Annotated in this window: 16 protein-coding genes; 10 read left to right on the forward strand and 6 right to left on the reverse strand. The window is 65.7% G+C overall.

Features of this window, described 5'->3' with window-relative positions; translation table 11 throughout:
- The first annotated feature begins 179 nt into the window (after positions 1-179).
- The 5 genes from QQL87_RS08065 to QQL87_RS08085 all read left to right on the forward strand — a co-directional run bounded on the left by QQL87_RS08065 (position 180) and on the right by QQL87_RS08085 (position 4,096).
- On the forward strand, positions 180-1,712 hold the full coding sequence (locus QQL87_RS08065; RefSeq protein WP_284417858.1) for an acyl-CoA carboxylase subunit beta: 1,533 nt from the start codon (positions 180-182) through the stop codon (positions 1,710-1,712).
- A gap of 89 nt (positions 1,713-1,801) precedes the next feature.
- A complete protein-coding gene (locus QQL87_RS08070) occupies positions 1,802-2,119 on the forward strand; it encodes a cytoplasmic protein (RefSeq protein WP_284417859.1) in 318 nt (105 codons plus the stop codon).
- 90 nt (positions 2,120-2,209) lie between these two features.
- Positions 2,210-2,668 carry a hypothetical protein gene (locus QQL87_RS08075; protein ID WP_284417860.1) on the forward strand — a complete coding sequence of 153 codons (459 nt, stop codon included), beginning with the start codon at positions 2,210-2,212 and terminating at the stop codon, positions 2,666-2,668.
- A 188-nt stretch (positions 2,669-2,856) separates the two neighbouring features.
- Positions 2,857-3,570 carry an alpha/beta hydrolase gene (locus QQL87_RS08080; RefSeq protein ID WP_284417890.1) on the forward strand — a complete coding sequence of 238 codons (714 nt, stop codon included), beginning with the start codon at positions 2,857-2,859 and terminating at the stop codon, positions 3,568-3,570.
- Positions 3,571-3,751: 181 nt separating this feature from the next.
- Positions 3,752-4,096 carry a hypothetical protein gene (locus tag QQL87_RS08085; protein ID WP_284417862.1) on the forward strand — a complete coding sequence of 115 codons (345 nt, stop codon included), beginning with the start codon at positions 3,752-3,754 and terminating at the stop codon, positions 4,094-4,096.
- A 59-nt stretch (positions 4,097-4,155) separates the two neighbouring features.
- Here the strand turns inward: QQL87_RS08085 and QQL87_RS08090 are convergent, their stop codons facing one another.
- Both QQL87_RS08090 and QQL87_RS08095 read right to left on the reverse strand, forming a co-directional pair.
- Entirely contained in the window at positions 4,156-5,160 is a 1,005-nt protein-coding gene (locus QQL87_RS08090; RefSeq protein ID WP_284417863.1) for an alpha/beta fold hydrolase, read from the reverse strand.
- Positions 5,161-5,271: 111 nt separating this feature from the next.
- Positions 5,272-5,970, reverse strand: a complete 699-nt coding sequence (locus QQL87_RS08095; protein ID WP_284417864.1) for an ArsR/SmtB family transcription factor — start codon at positions 5,968-5,970, stop codon at positions 5,272-5,274.
- 75 nt (positions 5,971-6,045) lie between these two features.
- Between QQL87_RS08095 and QQL87_RS08100 the strand changes: the two genes are divergently transcribed.
- Positions 6,046-6,360 (forward strand): NIPSNAP family protein, encoded by a 315-nt coding sequence (locus tag QQL87_RS08100; RefSeq protein ID WP_284417865.1) that lies wholly within the window; start codon positions 6,046-6,048, stop codon positions 6,358-6,360.
- Between the two features lie 45 nt (positions 6,361-6,405).
- Positions 6,406-7,221 carry an isocitrate lyase/PEP mutase family protein gene (locus tag QQL87_RS08105; RefSeq protein ID WP_284417866.1) on the forward strand — a complete coding sequence of 272 codons (816 nt, stop codon included), beginning with the start codon at positions 6,406-6,408 and terminating at the stop codon, positions 7,219-7,221.
- 2 nt (positions 7,222-7,223) lie between these two features.
- Here QQL87_RS08105 and QQL87_RS08110 read toward each other — a convergent pair whose 3' ends face one another.
- Positions 7,224-7,478, reverse strand: a complete 255-nt coding sequence (locus QQL87_RS08110; protein WP_284417891.1) for a hypothetical protein — start codon at positions 7,476-7,478, stop codon at positions 7,224-7,226.
- A gap of 248 nt (positions 7,479-7,726) precedes the next feature.
- The gene (locus QQL87_RS08115) at positions 7,727-8,161 is read right to left on the reverse strand and encodes a hypothetical protein (protein WP_284417867.1); all 435 of its coding nucleotides are present in this window, start codon (positions 8,159-8,161) and stop codon (positions 7,727-7,729) included.
- Positions 8,162-8,300: 139 nt separating this feature from the next.
- Here QQL87_RS08115 and QQL87_RS08120 point away from each other — a divergent pair, with 139 nt between their 5' ends.
- The 3 genes from QQL87_RS08120 (at position 8,301) to QQL87_RS08130 (ending at position 13,537) form a co-directional block, all read left to right on the forward strand.
- The gene (locus QQL87_RS08120; RefSeq protein ID WP_284417868.1) at positions 8,301-8,945 is read left to right on the forward strand and encodes a trimeric intracellular cation channel family protein; all 645 of its coding nucleotides are present in this window, start codon (positions 8,301-8,303) and stop codon (positions 8,943-8,945) included.
- A 322-nt stretch (positions 8,946-9,267) separates the two neighbouring features.
- A complete protein-coding gene (locus QQL87_RS08125; protein WP_284417869.1) occupies positions 9,268-12,759 on the forward strand; it encodes an indolepyruvate ferredoxin oxidoreductase family protein in 3,492 nt (1,163 codons plus the stop codon).
- Between the two features lie 298 nt (positions 12,760-13,057).
- Entirely contained in the window at positions 13,058-13,537 is a 480-nt protein-coding gene (locus QQL87_RS08130) for a hypothetical protein (RefSeq protein ID WP_284417870.1), read from the forward strand.
- 37 nt (positions 13,538-13,574) lie between these two features.
- Here QQL87_RS08130 and QQL87_RS08135 read toward each other — a convergent pair whose 3' ends face one another.
- Positions 13,575-14,423 (reverse strand): sensor histidine kinase, encoded by an 849-nt coding sequence (locus QQL87_RS08135; RefSeq protein ID WP_284417872.1) that lies wholly within the window; start codon positions 14,421-14,423, stop codon positions 13,575-13,577.
- 105 nt (positions 14,424-14,528) lie between these two features.
- Complete coding sequence (locus QQL87_RS08140) at positions 14,529-15,581, reverse strand: alpha/beta fold hydrolase (RefSeq protein WP_284417873.1); 1,053 nt, start codon at positions 15,579-15,581, stop codon at positions 14,529-14,531.
- Positions 15,582-15,934 lie beyond the last annotated feature (353 nt).

Here is a 15,934-nt window from a genome sequence, read left to right on the forward strand (position 1 = left end):
CAGCGGAGGCGGCCGCCGGTTTGACGACGAGGTCCGGCCAAATGGCCATATCCATGATTTGGCGTCCGAATCCGACTGTGGGAGGATCCCCGGCGGGGGCCGAAAGCCGCTTTTCGGTTGCGAAACAGCCGTGTTAGAAGGCCGCCAACAGTCACGACACCGGAACGGGCGGGAAGCGCATGAAGGATATCCTGGACACCCTCGAAAAGCGGCGCGCGGGCGCGCGGCTCGGCGGCGGCGAGAAGCGCATCGAGGCGCAGCATGCGCGTGGCAAGCTGACGGCCCGCGAGCGCATCGAGCTGCTGCTCGACAAGGGCTCTTTCGAGGAGTTCGACATGTTCGTCGAGCACCGCTCGACCGAGTTCGGGATGGAAAAGAACAAGATCCCCGGCGACGGCGTCGTCACCGGCTGGGGCACGGTCAACGGCCGCAAGACCTTCGTGTTCGCCAAGGACTTCACGGTGTTCGGCGGCTCGCTGTCCGAGACCCATGCGCTGAAGATCACCAAGCTGCAGGACATGGCGATGAAGGCGCGCGCGCCCATCATCGGCCTCTATGATGCCGGTGGCGCCCGCATCCAGGAGGGCGTCGCGGCGCTCGCAGGCTATTCCTACGTCTTCCGCCGCAACGTGCTTGCGTCAGGCGTGATCCCGCAGATCTCGGTCATCATGGGTCCCTGCGCCGGTGGCGACGTCTACTCGCCGGCCATGACCGACTTCATCTTCATGGTGAAGAACACGAGCTATATGTTTGTCACCGGCCCCGATGTCGTGAAGACCGTCACCAACGAGGTCGTCACCGCGGAAGAGCTCGGCGGCGCCTCCGTGCATGCGACGCGCTCCTCGATCGCCGATGGCGCCTTCGACAACGACGTCGAGACCTTGCTGCAGATGCGCCGTCTGATCGACTTCCTGCCGTCGAACAACAGCGACGGCGTGCCGGAATGGCCGAGCTTCGACGACATCGAGCGGGTCGACATGTCGCTCGACACCTTGATCCCTGACAATCCGAACAAGCCCTACGACATGAAGGAGCTGATCCTGAAGGTCGTCGACGAGGGCGACTTCTTCGAGATTGCGGACCTGTTCGCCAAGAACATCGTCACCGGCTTCGGCCGCATCGCCGGCCGCACCGTGGGCTTCGTCGCCAACCAGCCGATGGTGCTGGCCGGCGTGCTCGACAGTGACGCCTCGCGCAAGGCCGCGCGCTTCGTGCGGTTCTGCGATGCCTTCAACATCCCGATCGTCACCTTCGTCGACGTGCCCGGCTTCCTGCCGGGCACCGCGCAGGAATATGGCGGCCTGATCAAGCACGGCGCCAAGCTGCTGTTCGCCTATTCGCAGTGCACCGTGCCGCTGGTCACGATCATCACCCGCAAGGCCTATGGTGGCGCCTTCGACGTCATGGCCTCCAAGGAGATCGGCGCCGACATGAACTACGCCTGGCCGACGGCGCAGATCGCGGTGATGGGCGCCAAGGGCGCGGTCGAGATCATCTTCCGCGCCGACATGGCGGACCCCGAGAAGATCGCCGCCCGCACGAGGGAATACGAGGACCGCTTCCTGTCGCCGTTCATCGCCGCCGAGCGCGGCTATATCGACGACGTCATCATGCCGCACTCCACCCGCCGCCGCATCGCGCGTGCGCTCGCGATGCTCCGCGACAAGAAGATGGAGATGCCGGCGAAGAAGCACGACAATTTGCCGCTGTGAGCGTGGCATGAGAGCGTGGGCGCGGGCCACGCAGTGTGGCCCGTCGACCGAACCACAGATTGGCGGCAGCAGAAGCTGTCGCATGTCCGATGTCCGATCTGCCTGACGACCATCCGCTGAAGCTGGCGCATCGCCGCTCGATCCGGCACCGCGCCGAGATCGAAGCCAGCCGTCTGTGCGGCTGCTTCTATTGCGAACGGATCTTCGTCGTGCCGCTCATCGTCGACTGGATCCATGAGGACGACACCGCGCGTTGTCCATTCTGTGGAATCGACAGTGTGCTCGGGGACGCCTCCGGCTTTCCGATCACCGCAGCCTTTCTGCGGGAGATGCGGGGCGCATGGTTCGGTCTGAATCCGCGGCAATCTGGCACTTCCGCGGGCCCTGGCGTTGAGCCTGCGGGTTAACTAACCTTTAACGATGGGTTTGCGGGAACTGGGCCACTGGCCTAGCCTTCGGTCGGCAGGCTGGTGGTTGAAACGAGTAGGTCGCGTATCATGGCTGACAGAACATCGGCATTTCGGATTTCCATGCTCGCCGGCGCAGCGGCCGCCTGTCTGCTGCCGTCGGTCGAGATGGCCTCGGCCCGCTCGGGTGTCGCGCCGGCAGCGCCAGTGGCCGCCGCGCCGGTCGGACCGGTCCAGGTCGCCCCGCGTGGTACGGGCGTGCGGTCCTTCGCCCGCCACCACCGTGGCACCGGCGTCTATCTGCCGGCCGCCGGGGCTTTTGCCTATGGCGGCTATGCCGACCCCGGCGCGCCGGAGGCGCCCGTGCACACCTCGGCGGATGTCCGCTACACCTATACCTATGACGTCCCCTGGGACTGGGCGCACCGCTTTCCGCCCAACGTCGCTCCCTCCGACCGGCCCTACGTGTCGACCTGTCCAATGCAGACCGTAACGGTACCAGGACGCCGCGGCGGCGATCACACCGTCACCATCACGCGCTGCTACTGAGGTGTTGAGCCAGCGCAATGCGGACATCGCGATTGCGCGCTAGAGATTAAAAGATACCGACCGGCTTCGCTCGCGCGAGGTCGCGAGGTGACGAGGCCCGGACTCCTAGGCACTCCGGGCCTCGTTGTAATTCTGCTAGTCTGCTCGCGACGGAAACTGAGTCTGCGCGGGAGGCTTCGGTGATCAGAATGGTGACGGGCGATACGCGTCGCGTGATCGTGCGTATTTTTCTGGCGGTTATGGTGTCGGCCGCAGCGGCCGAAGCCGCCACGGCCGATGAGACCGTGTCGGTCGGCGGCTCGCGCGTGGCGCTGATCAGGCCGGGCGCGGCGCGGGCCAGTGTGATCCTTCTCCCTGGCGGCGATGGCGCCATCAATGTCGGCGAGCATGGTGACATCCACGGCCTGCTCGGCAACCAGCTGGTGCGCACGCGCAACGCCTATGCGGCGCGCGGGCTCGCGGTGATGATCGCCGACTACGGCACCGATCTCAAAGCCGCAGTCGACTACATGGCCGCGATCAAGCGGCCGGTGACGGTGATCGGCACCAGCCGCGGCACCTTGCGCGCCGCCGAGGGAATCGCCCGCGGCGCCCGGCCGGATGCGCTGGTGCTGACCTCGGGTTTTCTCAGCCCGGAGTCGGGCAGCTCGTCGAACGTGATGTCGATCCTGGGCTCGCCCGCGGCGCTGCCGCGCACGCTCGTCATTCATCACACCAACGACGGCTGCAAGTTCACGCTGCCGGCGGGAGTCGATCCCTTCATCAGATGGTCGGGCGGTCGTGCACGAGTCAAATGGCTGTCGGGCGGCGCGGAGGAGGGCGATCCCTGCCAGGCGCGCGGACATCACGGCTTCAACGGGCTCGATGGGCAGGTCGTGGGCCTCGCTGCAGGATTTCGCTGAGCGGCAGATTGCCGATTTCAATCGCGATTGGCCCGAGGTCGCGCGCACGCGCGGGAGCCTCGCCTTGGCGCAGACGGTGGACGGTTGAGAGTCAACGATGCCGACACGTCCAGTTCAGCTCACGTTCAGGTGATCAGCGAATAATCCTCCATGCTCTGGCTCGTGATCATGGAGGCACGCGATGGAACGACGGACCTTCCTCAAGCTTGCATTGGGAGTCGGCTGTGCCGGCATCGCCAGCACAGTGCTCCGGGCGACCGGCGCCGTTGCCGCGCCGCTCGCGCCGTCGCCGCTGAACGAAGCGGCGGCAAAGAACGACGGCCTCGATCGCGCGGTCACCTCACAAAACGAGGCTGATCGGCTCGCGCCGGAGCAGGTCCGCGGCGGGCATCATGGCCATCACGGACATCATCACGGCCATCATGGTCATGGCCACCATGGCGGATGGCGCCGCCGTCACTGGGGCTGGCGCCGTCGCCATTGGGGATGGCGTCATCATCACCGGCACCGTCATCACCGCTGGTGATGCGACGGCGCCGCGCGGGCTCAAGTGGTCGTCGCAACACCAAGTGTTTTCTGGCGGCGCTACCTGCCCAGAAACCCTAGCAGCAGCGCGCTGTATGTCTCCGGCGCATCGAGGAAAACGAGGTGACCTGCATTGGCGATCACCTCCGTTCGAGCATCGCGCATGCCGCTCGCGAGACTCCGCGCCAGCTCCGCGTTCTGTCCCATCTTCGCCCTCAGCCCCTCCGGCGCGTAGGGCCGGCCCGGCGCGTTGTGATCGTCCGCGCCCATGATGAACAGCGTCGGTTGGGTGAGCAGCGGAAGCTCGTGCACCACAGGCTCGCGATAGATCATCTGGTAGGAGCTGACGAAGCTCTTCAGCCAGCGCGCATAGTCGGCGCTGCCCTTGAGATTGAAGCGTGCATCGATGAACGGCGTGACCTGCTCGGCCGGCAGCTTCAGCGCGTAGTTGGTCTCCAGCTGCTTGCGATAGCCTTCCGCGGCGAGCCGGTCCTCGCTCTCCAGGATCTTCTCCGACGGGATCGGCGGCACGTAGAGCCTATAGTCTTCCAGGCCGATCGGAGCGGTCAGCAGCAGATGCGCGACGCGGTCCGGGTAGGCGCGGGCGATGCGCACGGCGAGCATGCCGCCCATCGAATGCGCGACGATCTCCGCCTTGGCGATGCCGAGATGATCGAGCAGCGCAACCGTGTTGCGCGCCAGCGTATCGAAATGCAGCTCGCCCGACGGCTTGGATGATTTGCCGAAGCCGATCTGGTCGGGCACGATGACGCGGAAGCCGGCATCGGCCAGCGTCTTGATCACCGGAGCCCAATAGCTCGACGGGAAGTTGCGGCCGTGCAGCAGCAGCGCGGTGCGACCATTCGGCTGCGCCGGCGCGACATCCATGTAGGCCATGCGCAGCGGCTCGCCGTCATTGACCAGCGGCAGCAGGCTGACCGGATAGGGATAGGCAAAGCCCTCGAGATTGATGCCATAGGGCTCACGCGGCGTTTCTGCAGCCGGGGCATTGGTGGACGCGACAACGAGGAGGGCGGTGCACAGCGCGACGGCGAAACGGAACATTGAGACTCCTGGCAAACCGGGACGAGACCATCGTCAACCGTTTTGCCGTGGCCTGCATTCGCCTCGCGTGCAAGGCACCCGCTGCCCGATGCGATAAACAGCGCGTGATCGTCAGTCGCCTTCCGACCCGAACAGGGCCGCGAAATGCTTCTCGCCGGCGCGGCTGAAATTGACGACGCGGCTGCCGGGTGCCGGATCGCGCGCAGCCCATTTCAGCTCGGTGAAGCGCTTCATCAAGGCGGCGCCCAGCGTGCCGGCGAGATGGTGCCGCCGTGCGCTCCAGTCGAGACAGGCCTTGCAGACGGGCCGGCGCGGATGCGCCAGCATCTCCGGCGATATCCTCAAATGCTTCGCCAGGAAATGTTCGCCGTCGGTGGTGAGCAGGATCTCCTGCTTGCGCCGGCGCACCAGCTTCTGGCTGACCATGCTGTCCAGCATCCGGACGCCGAGGTCGCCGGCGAGATGGTCATAGCAGATGCGGGCGCGCCGCAACTCGGGCTCCTTCGGCCCGGTGCGCACCCGCATATGGCCGGCCCGTGCCGCAAGCCCGGCGAGCTTCTCCAGCACGTCGGCGACGTCGGGATCGGCGAGCCGGTAGTAGCGGTGGCGACCCTGCTTCTCCGGCTCGACCAGGCCGCCGCCTTCGAGCTTGGCAAGATGCGAGCTTGCCGTCTGCGGGGTGACGCCGGCCTCCTGGGCGAGCTCTGTCGCGGTCAGGGCGCGGCCCGACAGCAGGGCGGTCAGCATGTTGGCGCGGGCGGGATCGCCGACCAGCGCGGCCACCATCGCGATGTCTGGGCCTGATTTCATAGTTCGATGCTAGCCGAAGCATTCCGGACGGGCAAGCGGATAGTCTCGACGATATCGAGGCCACCCGAGGTTGTCATGCCGATCACCGTCTTCATCCGCTATCGCATCGATCCGTTCAAGCGCGAGGTCTTCGAACTCTATGCGCAGCGCTGGTTGTCGATCATTCCCCGCTGCGGCGGCGATCTGATCGGCTATTTCATGCCCCATGAGGGCACCAACGACATCGCCTACGGCCTGATCTCCTTCGACAGTCTCTCCTCTTACGAGCGCTATCGGGCTGCGCTGCGCGGTGATGCCGAGGGGCGGGCGAACTTCGCGTTGGCCGAGGAGCACAAGCTCATTCTCAGCGAAGAGCGAACATTTTTGCGCAACGTGGTGGCAGCGCCATGAGCGACGGACTATGCTCGAGCAAGCCAGGATGCATGGGAGGATGACATGACTGTGACGGTTGCTGACAAGCGCGCGGCGTTTCGCGAACTGCATCAGGCCGGCTGTTTCGTGCTGCCGAATCCATTCGACGTCGGGACGGCGAAGATGCTGCAGCATCTGGGCTTCAAGGCGATCGCCTCGACCAGCGCCGGCTTCGCCTGGTCGATCGGCAAGGCGGACACCAAGGTCGAGCTGGACGAGGTGCTGGCCCATCTCACCGCGATCTGCGCCGCGGTCGACATCCCCGTGAACGCCGATTTCGAGGGCGGCTTTGCCGATGCGCCGGAGGGCGTGGCGGCCAATGTCACGCGCGCGATCGCAACCGGCGTGGCCGGGCTCTCGATCGAGGACTCGACCGGCGACAAGGCCGATCCGCTGTACGAGCACGGGCTGGCGGTGGCGCGGATTCGCGCCGCGCGGCAGGCGATCGACGCGAGCGGCGGTGACGTGCTGCTGACCGGCCGCTGCGAGGCGTTCCTCTGGGGCAGGCCCGATCTCGGTCTCGTGACCGAGCGCCTGGTGGCCTATGCTGAGGCCGGCGCGGATTGTCTCTACGCGCCGGGGATCAAGACGATCGAGGAGATCTCGGCCGTCGTGAGGGCAGTGGCGCCCAAACCGGTCAACCTGCTGATTGGCGCGTCCGGCCTCTCCTTGGCGGAGGCCAGCGGTCTCGGGGTGCGCCGCATCAGCGTCGGCGGCTCGCTGGCGCGGATGGCTTGGACGGGGTTCATGCGCGCGGCCAAGGAAATGGCCGAGCAGGGCACGTTCACTGAGTTGCAGGGCGGCTATCCCGGCGGCGAGCTGAACAAGATCTTCGGTTGAGCTCAGCCTGCATCGACGCGCTGCGCCTTGGCGAGATCGTCGGCCTCGATGGGGATCATCTCCGTCGCAGCGCGTGAGGCGGCCGTGGGCACGATGATCATCGTGGCGACACGGCGAAACGCCGCGAAGGAGAGACCCTCGATCATCTCCTCGTCAGTGATGACTTCATATGTGCCGGGCGGAAGCTCGCGGTCGATTCCCCGGATCAGGAATGGATGCTTGAACGAGATCATGTCACGTCGAGAGCGAATGGTCATGTCAGCTGCCTTTCCGCACCGTTCGGTGCCGGGCGTTGGTCCATTGGCACCATGCGCTGTTTCAAGCTGATTAGCCATCGTTTCCCGCCGTAAGCTCATCGTTCCGCGGCTGCTTCGTCCAATCCGGGCTTCGCGAATGGACGGACAGGTCGACGCGTAGTTTAAGAGGCAGGTACAGAAAAAAGCAGCGGGTGATTGCTCGCCCGCTGCCCAGTTGGTACCGGCCGTTGGTCGGCCGCCCTGGGAGTTTATTTGCCGTTGTTGGTGGGCGCGCTCGGCGCCGCGGGCGTCGCGGCGCGGTTATTGGCCGAGCCGGTGGTCACGCCCGGCGCATTCGTCGTGCCGCTGGGCTGTGGCGAGGCGGATTGTGACGCCGGCGCGTTGCTGGCCTGGTTGTCGCGATTGGATGAGCTGGTCAGGCCGTAGAACACGGCGCCGAGCAGGATCGCTATGCCGACCGCATAGGCCGCCATTCGACCTGGCGAAGACCGACTTTCCGTCAGCTCGGGATCTGGCTGCAGTTGGCTGTCCATCCGCGCGGCGCGCTCGTATTCAGCACCCGGCATCCCGGTCATATCGGCGTCACCAATGTTGTCGGCGCCGGTCGTGCCGGGGCGCGCACTCATGTCGGGCCGGTTCATGCCGGCAGGATAGCGTTCGTTGGGAAGCCGTTCGTTGGCCATGATGTCCTCCTCTGGATTGTGTCTCGACAACCGGGCGAGCCCCGGGTCCGTTCCGTGCAACCCTCGCAATTTACAAGCTGGTCTGCCGTGCGCTGCGCGCTAAGGTTCCATTCGCGACCTGCGATTCTCGGAGCCTTCAATGTGGAACCTGCCGCCGGCGGACAGCGTGTTGCATCTGTTGTCGTGGCTGGCGCTGGCGGCGCAGGCGATGACGGCGGCGCTTGCGGCGGGACGCCGCAGCATGGACTGGATGGGCGTCTGCCTGCTCGGTGCGATCACGGCGCTCGGCGGCGGCACCTTGCGCGATGTGCTGCTCGGGCACTATCCGCTCGCCTGGGTCGAACGGCCGTCTCTTCTGCTGCTGACCTTGCTGGCGCCGTTTGTCACGATCGCGATGGCGCGCGTCGTTCACCGGCTGACGACCGCCTTCCTCGTGCTCGACGCCATCGGTCTCGTCGTGTTCACGATCTCCGGCTGCGACATCGCTTGGCAGATGAATGTTCCGTTCGGCATCGTCATCGTCGCCGGGATGATCACCGGCTGTGCCGGCGGCGTGCTGCGCGACATCCTCTGCAACGACGTGCCGCTGCTGTTTCGCGCCGAGCTCTATGCCAGCGTGTCGCTGGTGACAGGCCTGGTCTATGCGATGGGTCTGTCGATCGGTCTCGGCGGCGGGCTCATGACCGCGCTGACCTTCATTCTCGGCCTGTCGTTCCGGCTGCTCGCCATCCGCTACAAATGGAATATGCCGCGCTTCGTCTTCACCGGCGGAGAGAAGGACTGAGCTGCTGATGGGGCCTTGTCGCATCGCACAATCGGCTCCAGGCCGGATTCGTGCGCGCCGCAACCGTTCGGTCACCGTCCAGACGTCGCTACCAAGCAATGCTGCGCATCATCCCATTTCGCGGCAGCCATGGTTTTCGACACAAACCGCAAAGGCCTCGGCCGGGTGCCGCCATGAAATTGCGATTTCGGTTGGCTGCCCTGCATCGGCGAGATTTGTGATGCGAAAGCTTCGAAAGCCGACATAAAGTGTTGAGAGCACGCGTGCTTCCGCCGGCGGGCGGCCCCACGCGCACCCCGACAAAGCACGGCAAGAGGGCGGAATGGGCATCAACGAGAGCGAGATCAATCTCGACCAGAAATACACCGCAAGCTCCGGCCATATCTTCCTGACCGGCATCCAGGCGCTGGTGCGGCTGCCGATGGCCCAGATCCGGCGTGACCGCGCCGCCGGCCTCAACACCGCCGGCTTCATCTCCGGCTATCGCGGCTCGCCGCTCGGCGGCTACGACCAGCAGCTGTTCTCGGCGCGGAAACATCTCGAGCAGTACAACGTCAAGTTCCAGCCCGGCGTGAACGAGGACCTCGCGGCCACCGCGATCTGGGGATCGCAGCAACTCGCCCTGTCGCCCGGCGGAAAGTATGACGGCGTGGTCGGCATCTGGTACGGCAAGGGCCCCGGCGTCGACCGTTGCGGCGACGTCTTCCGCCACGGCAATGCCGCGGGCTCGGCCAAGAACGGCGGCGTGCTGTGCCTCGCCGGCGACGACCACGGCGCCAAATCCTCGACCGTGCCACACCAGTCCGACCACGCCTTCATGTCGGCGCTGATGCCCTACCTCTACCCCTCCTCGATTCACGAGATGATCGAGATGGGCCTGCTCGGCATCGCGATGTCGCGCTATTCCGGCTGCTGGGTCGGCATGAAGGTGATCACCGAGACGGTGGAGACGACAGCCGAGATCAACCTCAACGACGAGATGACACCGTTCGTCATTCCCACCGATTTCGAGATGCCGCCGGGCGGCCTCAATCTGCGCTGGCCGGATGACCGCTTCGAGCAGGACCGCCGGCTGCAGGACTACAAGGGCTTTGCCGCGATCGCCTTTGCCCGCGCCAACAAGGTCAACCGCATCACGATGGATTCCCCGAATGCCCGCTACGGCATCATGGCGTCGGGCAAGAGCTATGAGGACATCCGCCAGGCGTTGCGCGAGCTCGGGATCACCGAGGAGGTCGCCGCCAAGATCGGGCTTCGTCTCTACAAGATCGGCATGCCCTGGCCGCTGGAGCCGGAAGGCGTGCGGCAGTTCGCCGTCGGCCTCGAGGAGATCTTCATCATCGAGGAGCGCCGCGAGATCGTCGAGAACCAGGTCAAGCAGGAGCTGTTCAACTGGCGCGACGACGTCCGTCCGCGCATCGTCGGCAAGATGGACGACCACGACAAGCGCTTCCTGCCGTTTGCGACCGAGCTCTCGGTCGCCTCGCTCGCGACCTCGCTGACGGAGCGCCTGCTGCGGCTCGACCTCAATCCCGAGATCAAGGCGATGCTGCGCGCCAAGGCCGACTGGTTCAACGGCCGCGACGCCTCGCAGATGCAGCTGGTCTCGCCGGTGGCGCGCACGCCATATTTCTGTTCCGGCTGTCCGCACAACACCTCGACCAAGGTGCCCGATGGCAGCCGCGCGCTGGCCGGTATCGGCTGCCACTTCATGTCGCTGTGGATGAACCGCAACACCGAGACGTTCACGCATATGGGCGGGGAGGGCGTGCCGTGGGTCGGCATCGCGCCGTTCACCGACGAGAAGCACATCTTCGCCAATCTCGGCGACGGCACCTATTTCCATTCAGGCAGCCTCGCGATCCGCCAGGCGATCGCCTCCAAGGCCAACATCACCTACAAGATCCTCTACAATGACGCGGTCGCGATGACCGGCGGCCAGCGCCATGACGGCGATCTGTCGCCGCAGCAGATCACGTTCCAGCTGCATGCCGAGGGCATCCGCGAGATCTACCTGGTGTCGGAGAATCCGGACGCTTATCCGGCCGACAGCATCGCGCCTGGGGTCAAGCTGGCGCATCGCGATGAGCTCGACAACGTCATGAAGACGCTGCGCGAGACCAAGGGCGCATCCGCGATCGTGTTCGTGCAGACCTGCGCCGCCGAGAAGCGCCGCCGCCGCAAGCGCGGCACGCTGGAGGATCCGCAGCGCCGGGTCTTCATCAATCCCGCGGTCTGCGAAGGCTGTGGCGACTGCTCGGTGCAGTCGAACTGCATCTCGGTCGAGCCGCTGGAGACCGAGCTCGGGCGCAAGCGCGTCATCAACCAGTCGTCCTGCAACAAGGACTACTCCTGCGTGAAGGGCTTCTGCCCGTCCTTCGTCACGATCGACGGCGGCAAGCCGCGCTCGCGCGCGCCCGCTGAGCTCGGCGACATCGGCGTGATGCCGGAGCCCCTGACCAAGCCGTCGCTGGACCGGCCCTACAACGTCGCCGTCGGCGGCGTCGGCGGCACCGGCGTGCTGACGATCGGCGCGCTGCTCGGCATGGCCGCGCATATCGAGGGCAAGGCCTCGATGATCCTCGACATGTCCGGCCTCGCGCAGAAGGGCGGCGCGGTGCTCAGCCACGTGCGTCTCTCCGAGAACACCGCCGACGTGACCTGCTCGCGCATCGTCACCGGCACCGCCGATCTCGTCATCGCCGCCGACGAGGTGGTGGCGGGCGCGAAGGAGACGATCACGCTGTGCGACAGCGCGCGCACCCATGGCGTCATCAACAGCCATCTGATCCCGACCGCCGATTTCGTTCTCAACCGCGACTTCAACTTCCAGAACCGCAAGGTGACGGGCCTGCTGGAGACGGCGCTGCACAAGGACTCGAGCTTCCTCGATTTCACCAAGCCGGCCGAGGCGCTGCTCGGCGACAGCATCGCCACCAACATGATGATGATGGGGTACGCCTATCAGAAGGGCCTGCTGCCGCTGTCGGCGGAGGCGATCGAGAAGGCGATCGCGATCAATGGCGTCGCGGTCAAGATGAACACCGAGGCCTTCCGGCTCGGACGCCTCGCGGTGGTCAATCCCGAGCGGCTTGCCGACATGATGACCGGCAAGGACGAGGCGGTGCCGCCGAAGTCGCTGGAGGCGATGACGCTCGACGAGATCATCGCCCATCGCATGGCGCATCTCACCGGCTATCAGAATGCGCGGCTCGCCAAGCGCTACCGCAAGCTGGTCGATCAGGTCCGCGAAGCTGCAAACCAAGGCGGCTACGGCGAGGCGCTGCCACGCGCGGTCGCCATCAACTACGCCAAGCTGCTCGCCTACAAGGACGAGTACGAGGTCGCGCGGCTGTTCTCCGACGGCAAGTTCGAGAAGCAGCTGCATGATGCGTTCGAGGGCGACTACAAGGTGAGCTTCAACCTGGCGCCGCCGATCTTCAACTCCGGCCTCGATCCGCAAGGGCGGCCGAAGAAGAAGAGCTATGGCCCGGGCATGATGAAGATGTTCCGGCTGCTGGCGAAGCTGAAGGGCCTGCGCGGCACGCCGCTCGACGTCTTCGGCTATTCCGCCGAGCGCAGAACCGAGCGCGACCTGATCGCCGGCTACGAGAAGGACGTCGCCACGGTGCTGAGCCTGTTGTCGCCGGCCAACGCCGAGATCGCCGCCGAATTCCTGTCGCTGCCCGACAAGATCCGCGGCTACGGCCCGGTCAAGGACAAGGCCGTCCAGGACGCCAAGGTGCGCTACGCCCAGCTCGCCGCCGACCTCGCCAGCCCGCCGTCCGCGCCGCGCCAGCTGGCGGCCGAGTAGGGCGCTACACGCAAGGTGCCGTAGGGTGGGCAAAGCGCCGCCACCGGCGGCGCGTGCCCACCGTCTTGCGAGGCGCGCTCGTTGCTCGATGGTGGGCACGTCGCGCCGCTCCGCGTCGCGCCTTTGCCCACCCTACGACATCCTGATGTCGCCATGATATCTCACGCTTCAGACGTGAAGCGAATGAGGTTCATTGATGTTGCGCATGGGATGTTTGGCCGTCCTCATGGCGTTCACGATACTGTCCGCGACCGCTCAAGAGCTTTCGTGGCAAGGTGTCGGGCCGGTGACTCTTGGCATGACGGTCACCGAGGCCGAGCGCGCCTTGAACGCGAAGCTCGGACCCATGGAGCCGCCATACACGAGCGAGTGCTACGTCGTGAGCCGCGCCGACGGCAAGGACGAGGCGTTGTCCTACGTGATCGTCGATGGCAGGATTGCGGTTATCAGCCTGTTCCTCGACGATGGACGCCGACCGGATCCGAAGATCGTGGATGCCAACGGAATTGGCGTGGGCTCGACAGAGACCGATATCGAGCGGGCCTATGGCGCGACCGAGCGGACATTCGCCCCCTACGAGAGCGAGGAGACCGCAGAGGAGATGGCTGATCGGCTCAAGCACGGCGTCACCGAGACGCCGCCTCCGCCGAATCATTGGGTGATCGCCAAGAACCAGGACGCGACGCGGGCGATCATCTTCGAAACCCGGGATCGGAAAGTGATCTACTGGAGGACGGGCCTCTTGCCAGCGGTCATGTCGTGGGAGGATTGCATTTAGTCGCCCACGCAAACGAAGCGACGCGGGCCCGCCCGCATCAATTCGCCATCCGCTCGCGGCTCATGCGCAGCGTCACCACGAGGCCTTCATCGGACCAGTCGAAGGCGATGGTGCCGCCGAGCTGGTCGGTCATGCTGCGGTGGATCAGCTTGCTGCCGAAGCCTTCGGTCGGGGCGGCCGGCCGCGGCGGTCCGCCGCGTTCGGTCCACGTCATCGCGGCCTCGTCGTCATGCGCATGGCAGGACACGTCCAACGTCCCGCTCGGAACCGACAGCGACCCGTATTTCGCGGAGTTGGTCGCGAGCTCGTGGATCACCAGCGCCAGTGTCGTGCTCGAGCGTTCTCCGACATTCATCTTCGGCACCGACACGCGAATGCGGACGCTGGCGCCTTTCTCGTCGTAGGGCGCAAGCAGCACGGCGACGAGATCGCCGAGCAGGGCGGCTTCGCGTTGCCGCCCGGGCACGGGGCGTATGAGGTCCTGGGCCCGGCCCAAGGCCACCAGGCGGCTGGCCAGCTCGCCGGCCATGTCCTCCTTCGTCGCCGCCGTGCGCGACGTCATCTGCGTCAGCGCGGTCGCGATCGTCAGCAGGTTCTTGACCCGGTGGCTCATCTCGCCCGCCAGCAGCTCGTTGGCCTCTTCGGCCTGCTTGCGCTGGGTGACGTCGAGGAAGATGCCGAATATCAGGCGATCGGCGATGTCGACATCGTCGCCCTGGCCGCGCGCGGAGATCCAGCGGATCTCGCCATCGGCGAGAATGCGGAAATCGATCTCGTAAGCGCCGACGACGGCCCGCGTCGTGTCGGTGTCGAGGTTCCACGACCACAGCGCGACGCCGGCCGCCTTGGTTGCCGCGCGCAGATGCTTTTCGTGCCAGACCGGCATGCACGTGTCCTCAGCCGGCATATGTTCGATCCCCCGTGTCGTCGCTGCCTCGGTGTCCGCGACGGATCGCGCGGTGCCGCGGCGACAGCCATGACTGCGCTCGGACTACGCAGCCGCAGCCACCTCATCGATCGAGGACATGACGGCCTCGGTCGCCGTCTGATGGACCATGTGGCCGGCGCCGCGCACGCGGCGAAACGTGCTCTGGCTGATGTCCTGATGCAGCCGGCTGGATTGCGCGTCGATATCGATCAGGCGATCCTGGTCGCCTGCGACGATCACGACGGGCATCTTCAAGTCACCGTAGGCCTTCCTGAAGCGGAATGCATCGGGAATCATGAGGGCGGCTTCCGCCGCCGAGGCCCGGATCTGCGACGGGCGGACTGCCATTTCCTTCGGGAATCCGGCAAACTTCGCCGGCACCGAGCGCGGACCGAACAGCTTGGCCATCAGCAGCGGCCACATCATGCGGCTGACCAGCGGTGAAATCGTGTAGCGGATGATGTCGCCGAGCAGGGGAATGGCCGGAGCCGATCCGGCCACCACGTCCGACCGGAAGGTCGGATAGTAATAGCCGGAGGCCAGCACCAGTCCCTTCACCAAGGCGGGATGTTCGAGCGCGAGGGCGACGGCGACGGACGCCCCCCAGGAATGGCCGAGGACGAAGGCCTCTGACACGCCCAGGCGATCGAGCGCGCTCTTGATCAGCCCGGCCTGCGCCGTCGGCGTCCAGACGACATTGCGCGGGCGGTCGCTATGGCCGAAGCCGGGCCGGTCGAACGCGATCACACGGTAGTTCTCCGCAGCGAGGTCGATCAGGCCGCTGGAGGCGAAGTCCTGGATCATGCTGCCGTTGCCATGCAGCAGCACCAGCGGCGTGCCCGTGCCGCGCTCGACATAATGCAGCCGGACGCCGTCGACGTCGATGAACTGGCCGGCAGGCGGATTGTCGCGCTCGGCAGACTTGGCGAGCCGGCGATTGATCAGGGCGGTGACGACCAGGACGGCCGTGGTCGCCGCTGCTGCCAGCAGAAACGGATGAGTCTTGGCCAGCGACCTGCCGCGACGCGCCAGAGGCTTGAAGGACGGAGATGGGCTGGCAAGGAGGCTGGGCGTTGACGCTGCGAGCGCGCGTGCTGTCGTCCGGGCTGCGGTCATCATCTGCCTCATGCAAGGGCGTGCACGAAACCCGGAGGATCCGGGAAATGATGCAGCGCAGGGGCAACGGTCGGTCACGCGCTTCGTTCCGTTGCCCGCGCCGAGCCGTGGCCACGATCGTGCTGACAATGGCTCGACGCTGTCTTTCAGCGAGCGCTTTCACCGCCGCATGTTGGAAAATGCTTCGCCGTCAGATCAGGGAGCAGATCGGAATGGTCTTGGATCAGCTTGCATAACGACAGGAACTGCCCGTCGGGCAGATTTCACTTTACGAATATCAGAAATCATGATCTATTGCGCGCATCCCGCCTCACTCGGAAGGGGCGTTGCGCGCGATCGTCACGACACGCGAG

This window comes from Bradyrhizobium sp. SSBR45G (genome assembly GCF_030159255.1).
Classification (GTDB): Bacteria; Pseudomonadota; Alphaproteobacteria; order Rhizobiales; family Xanthobacteraceae; genus Bradyrhizobium.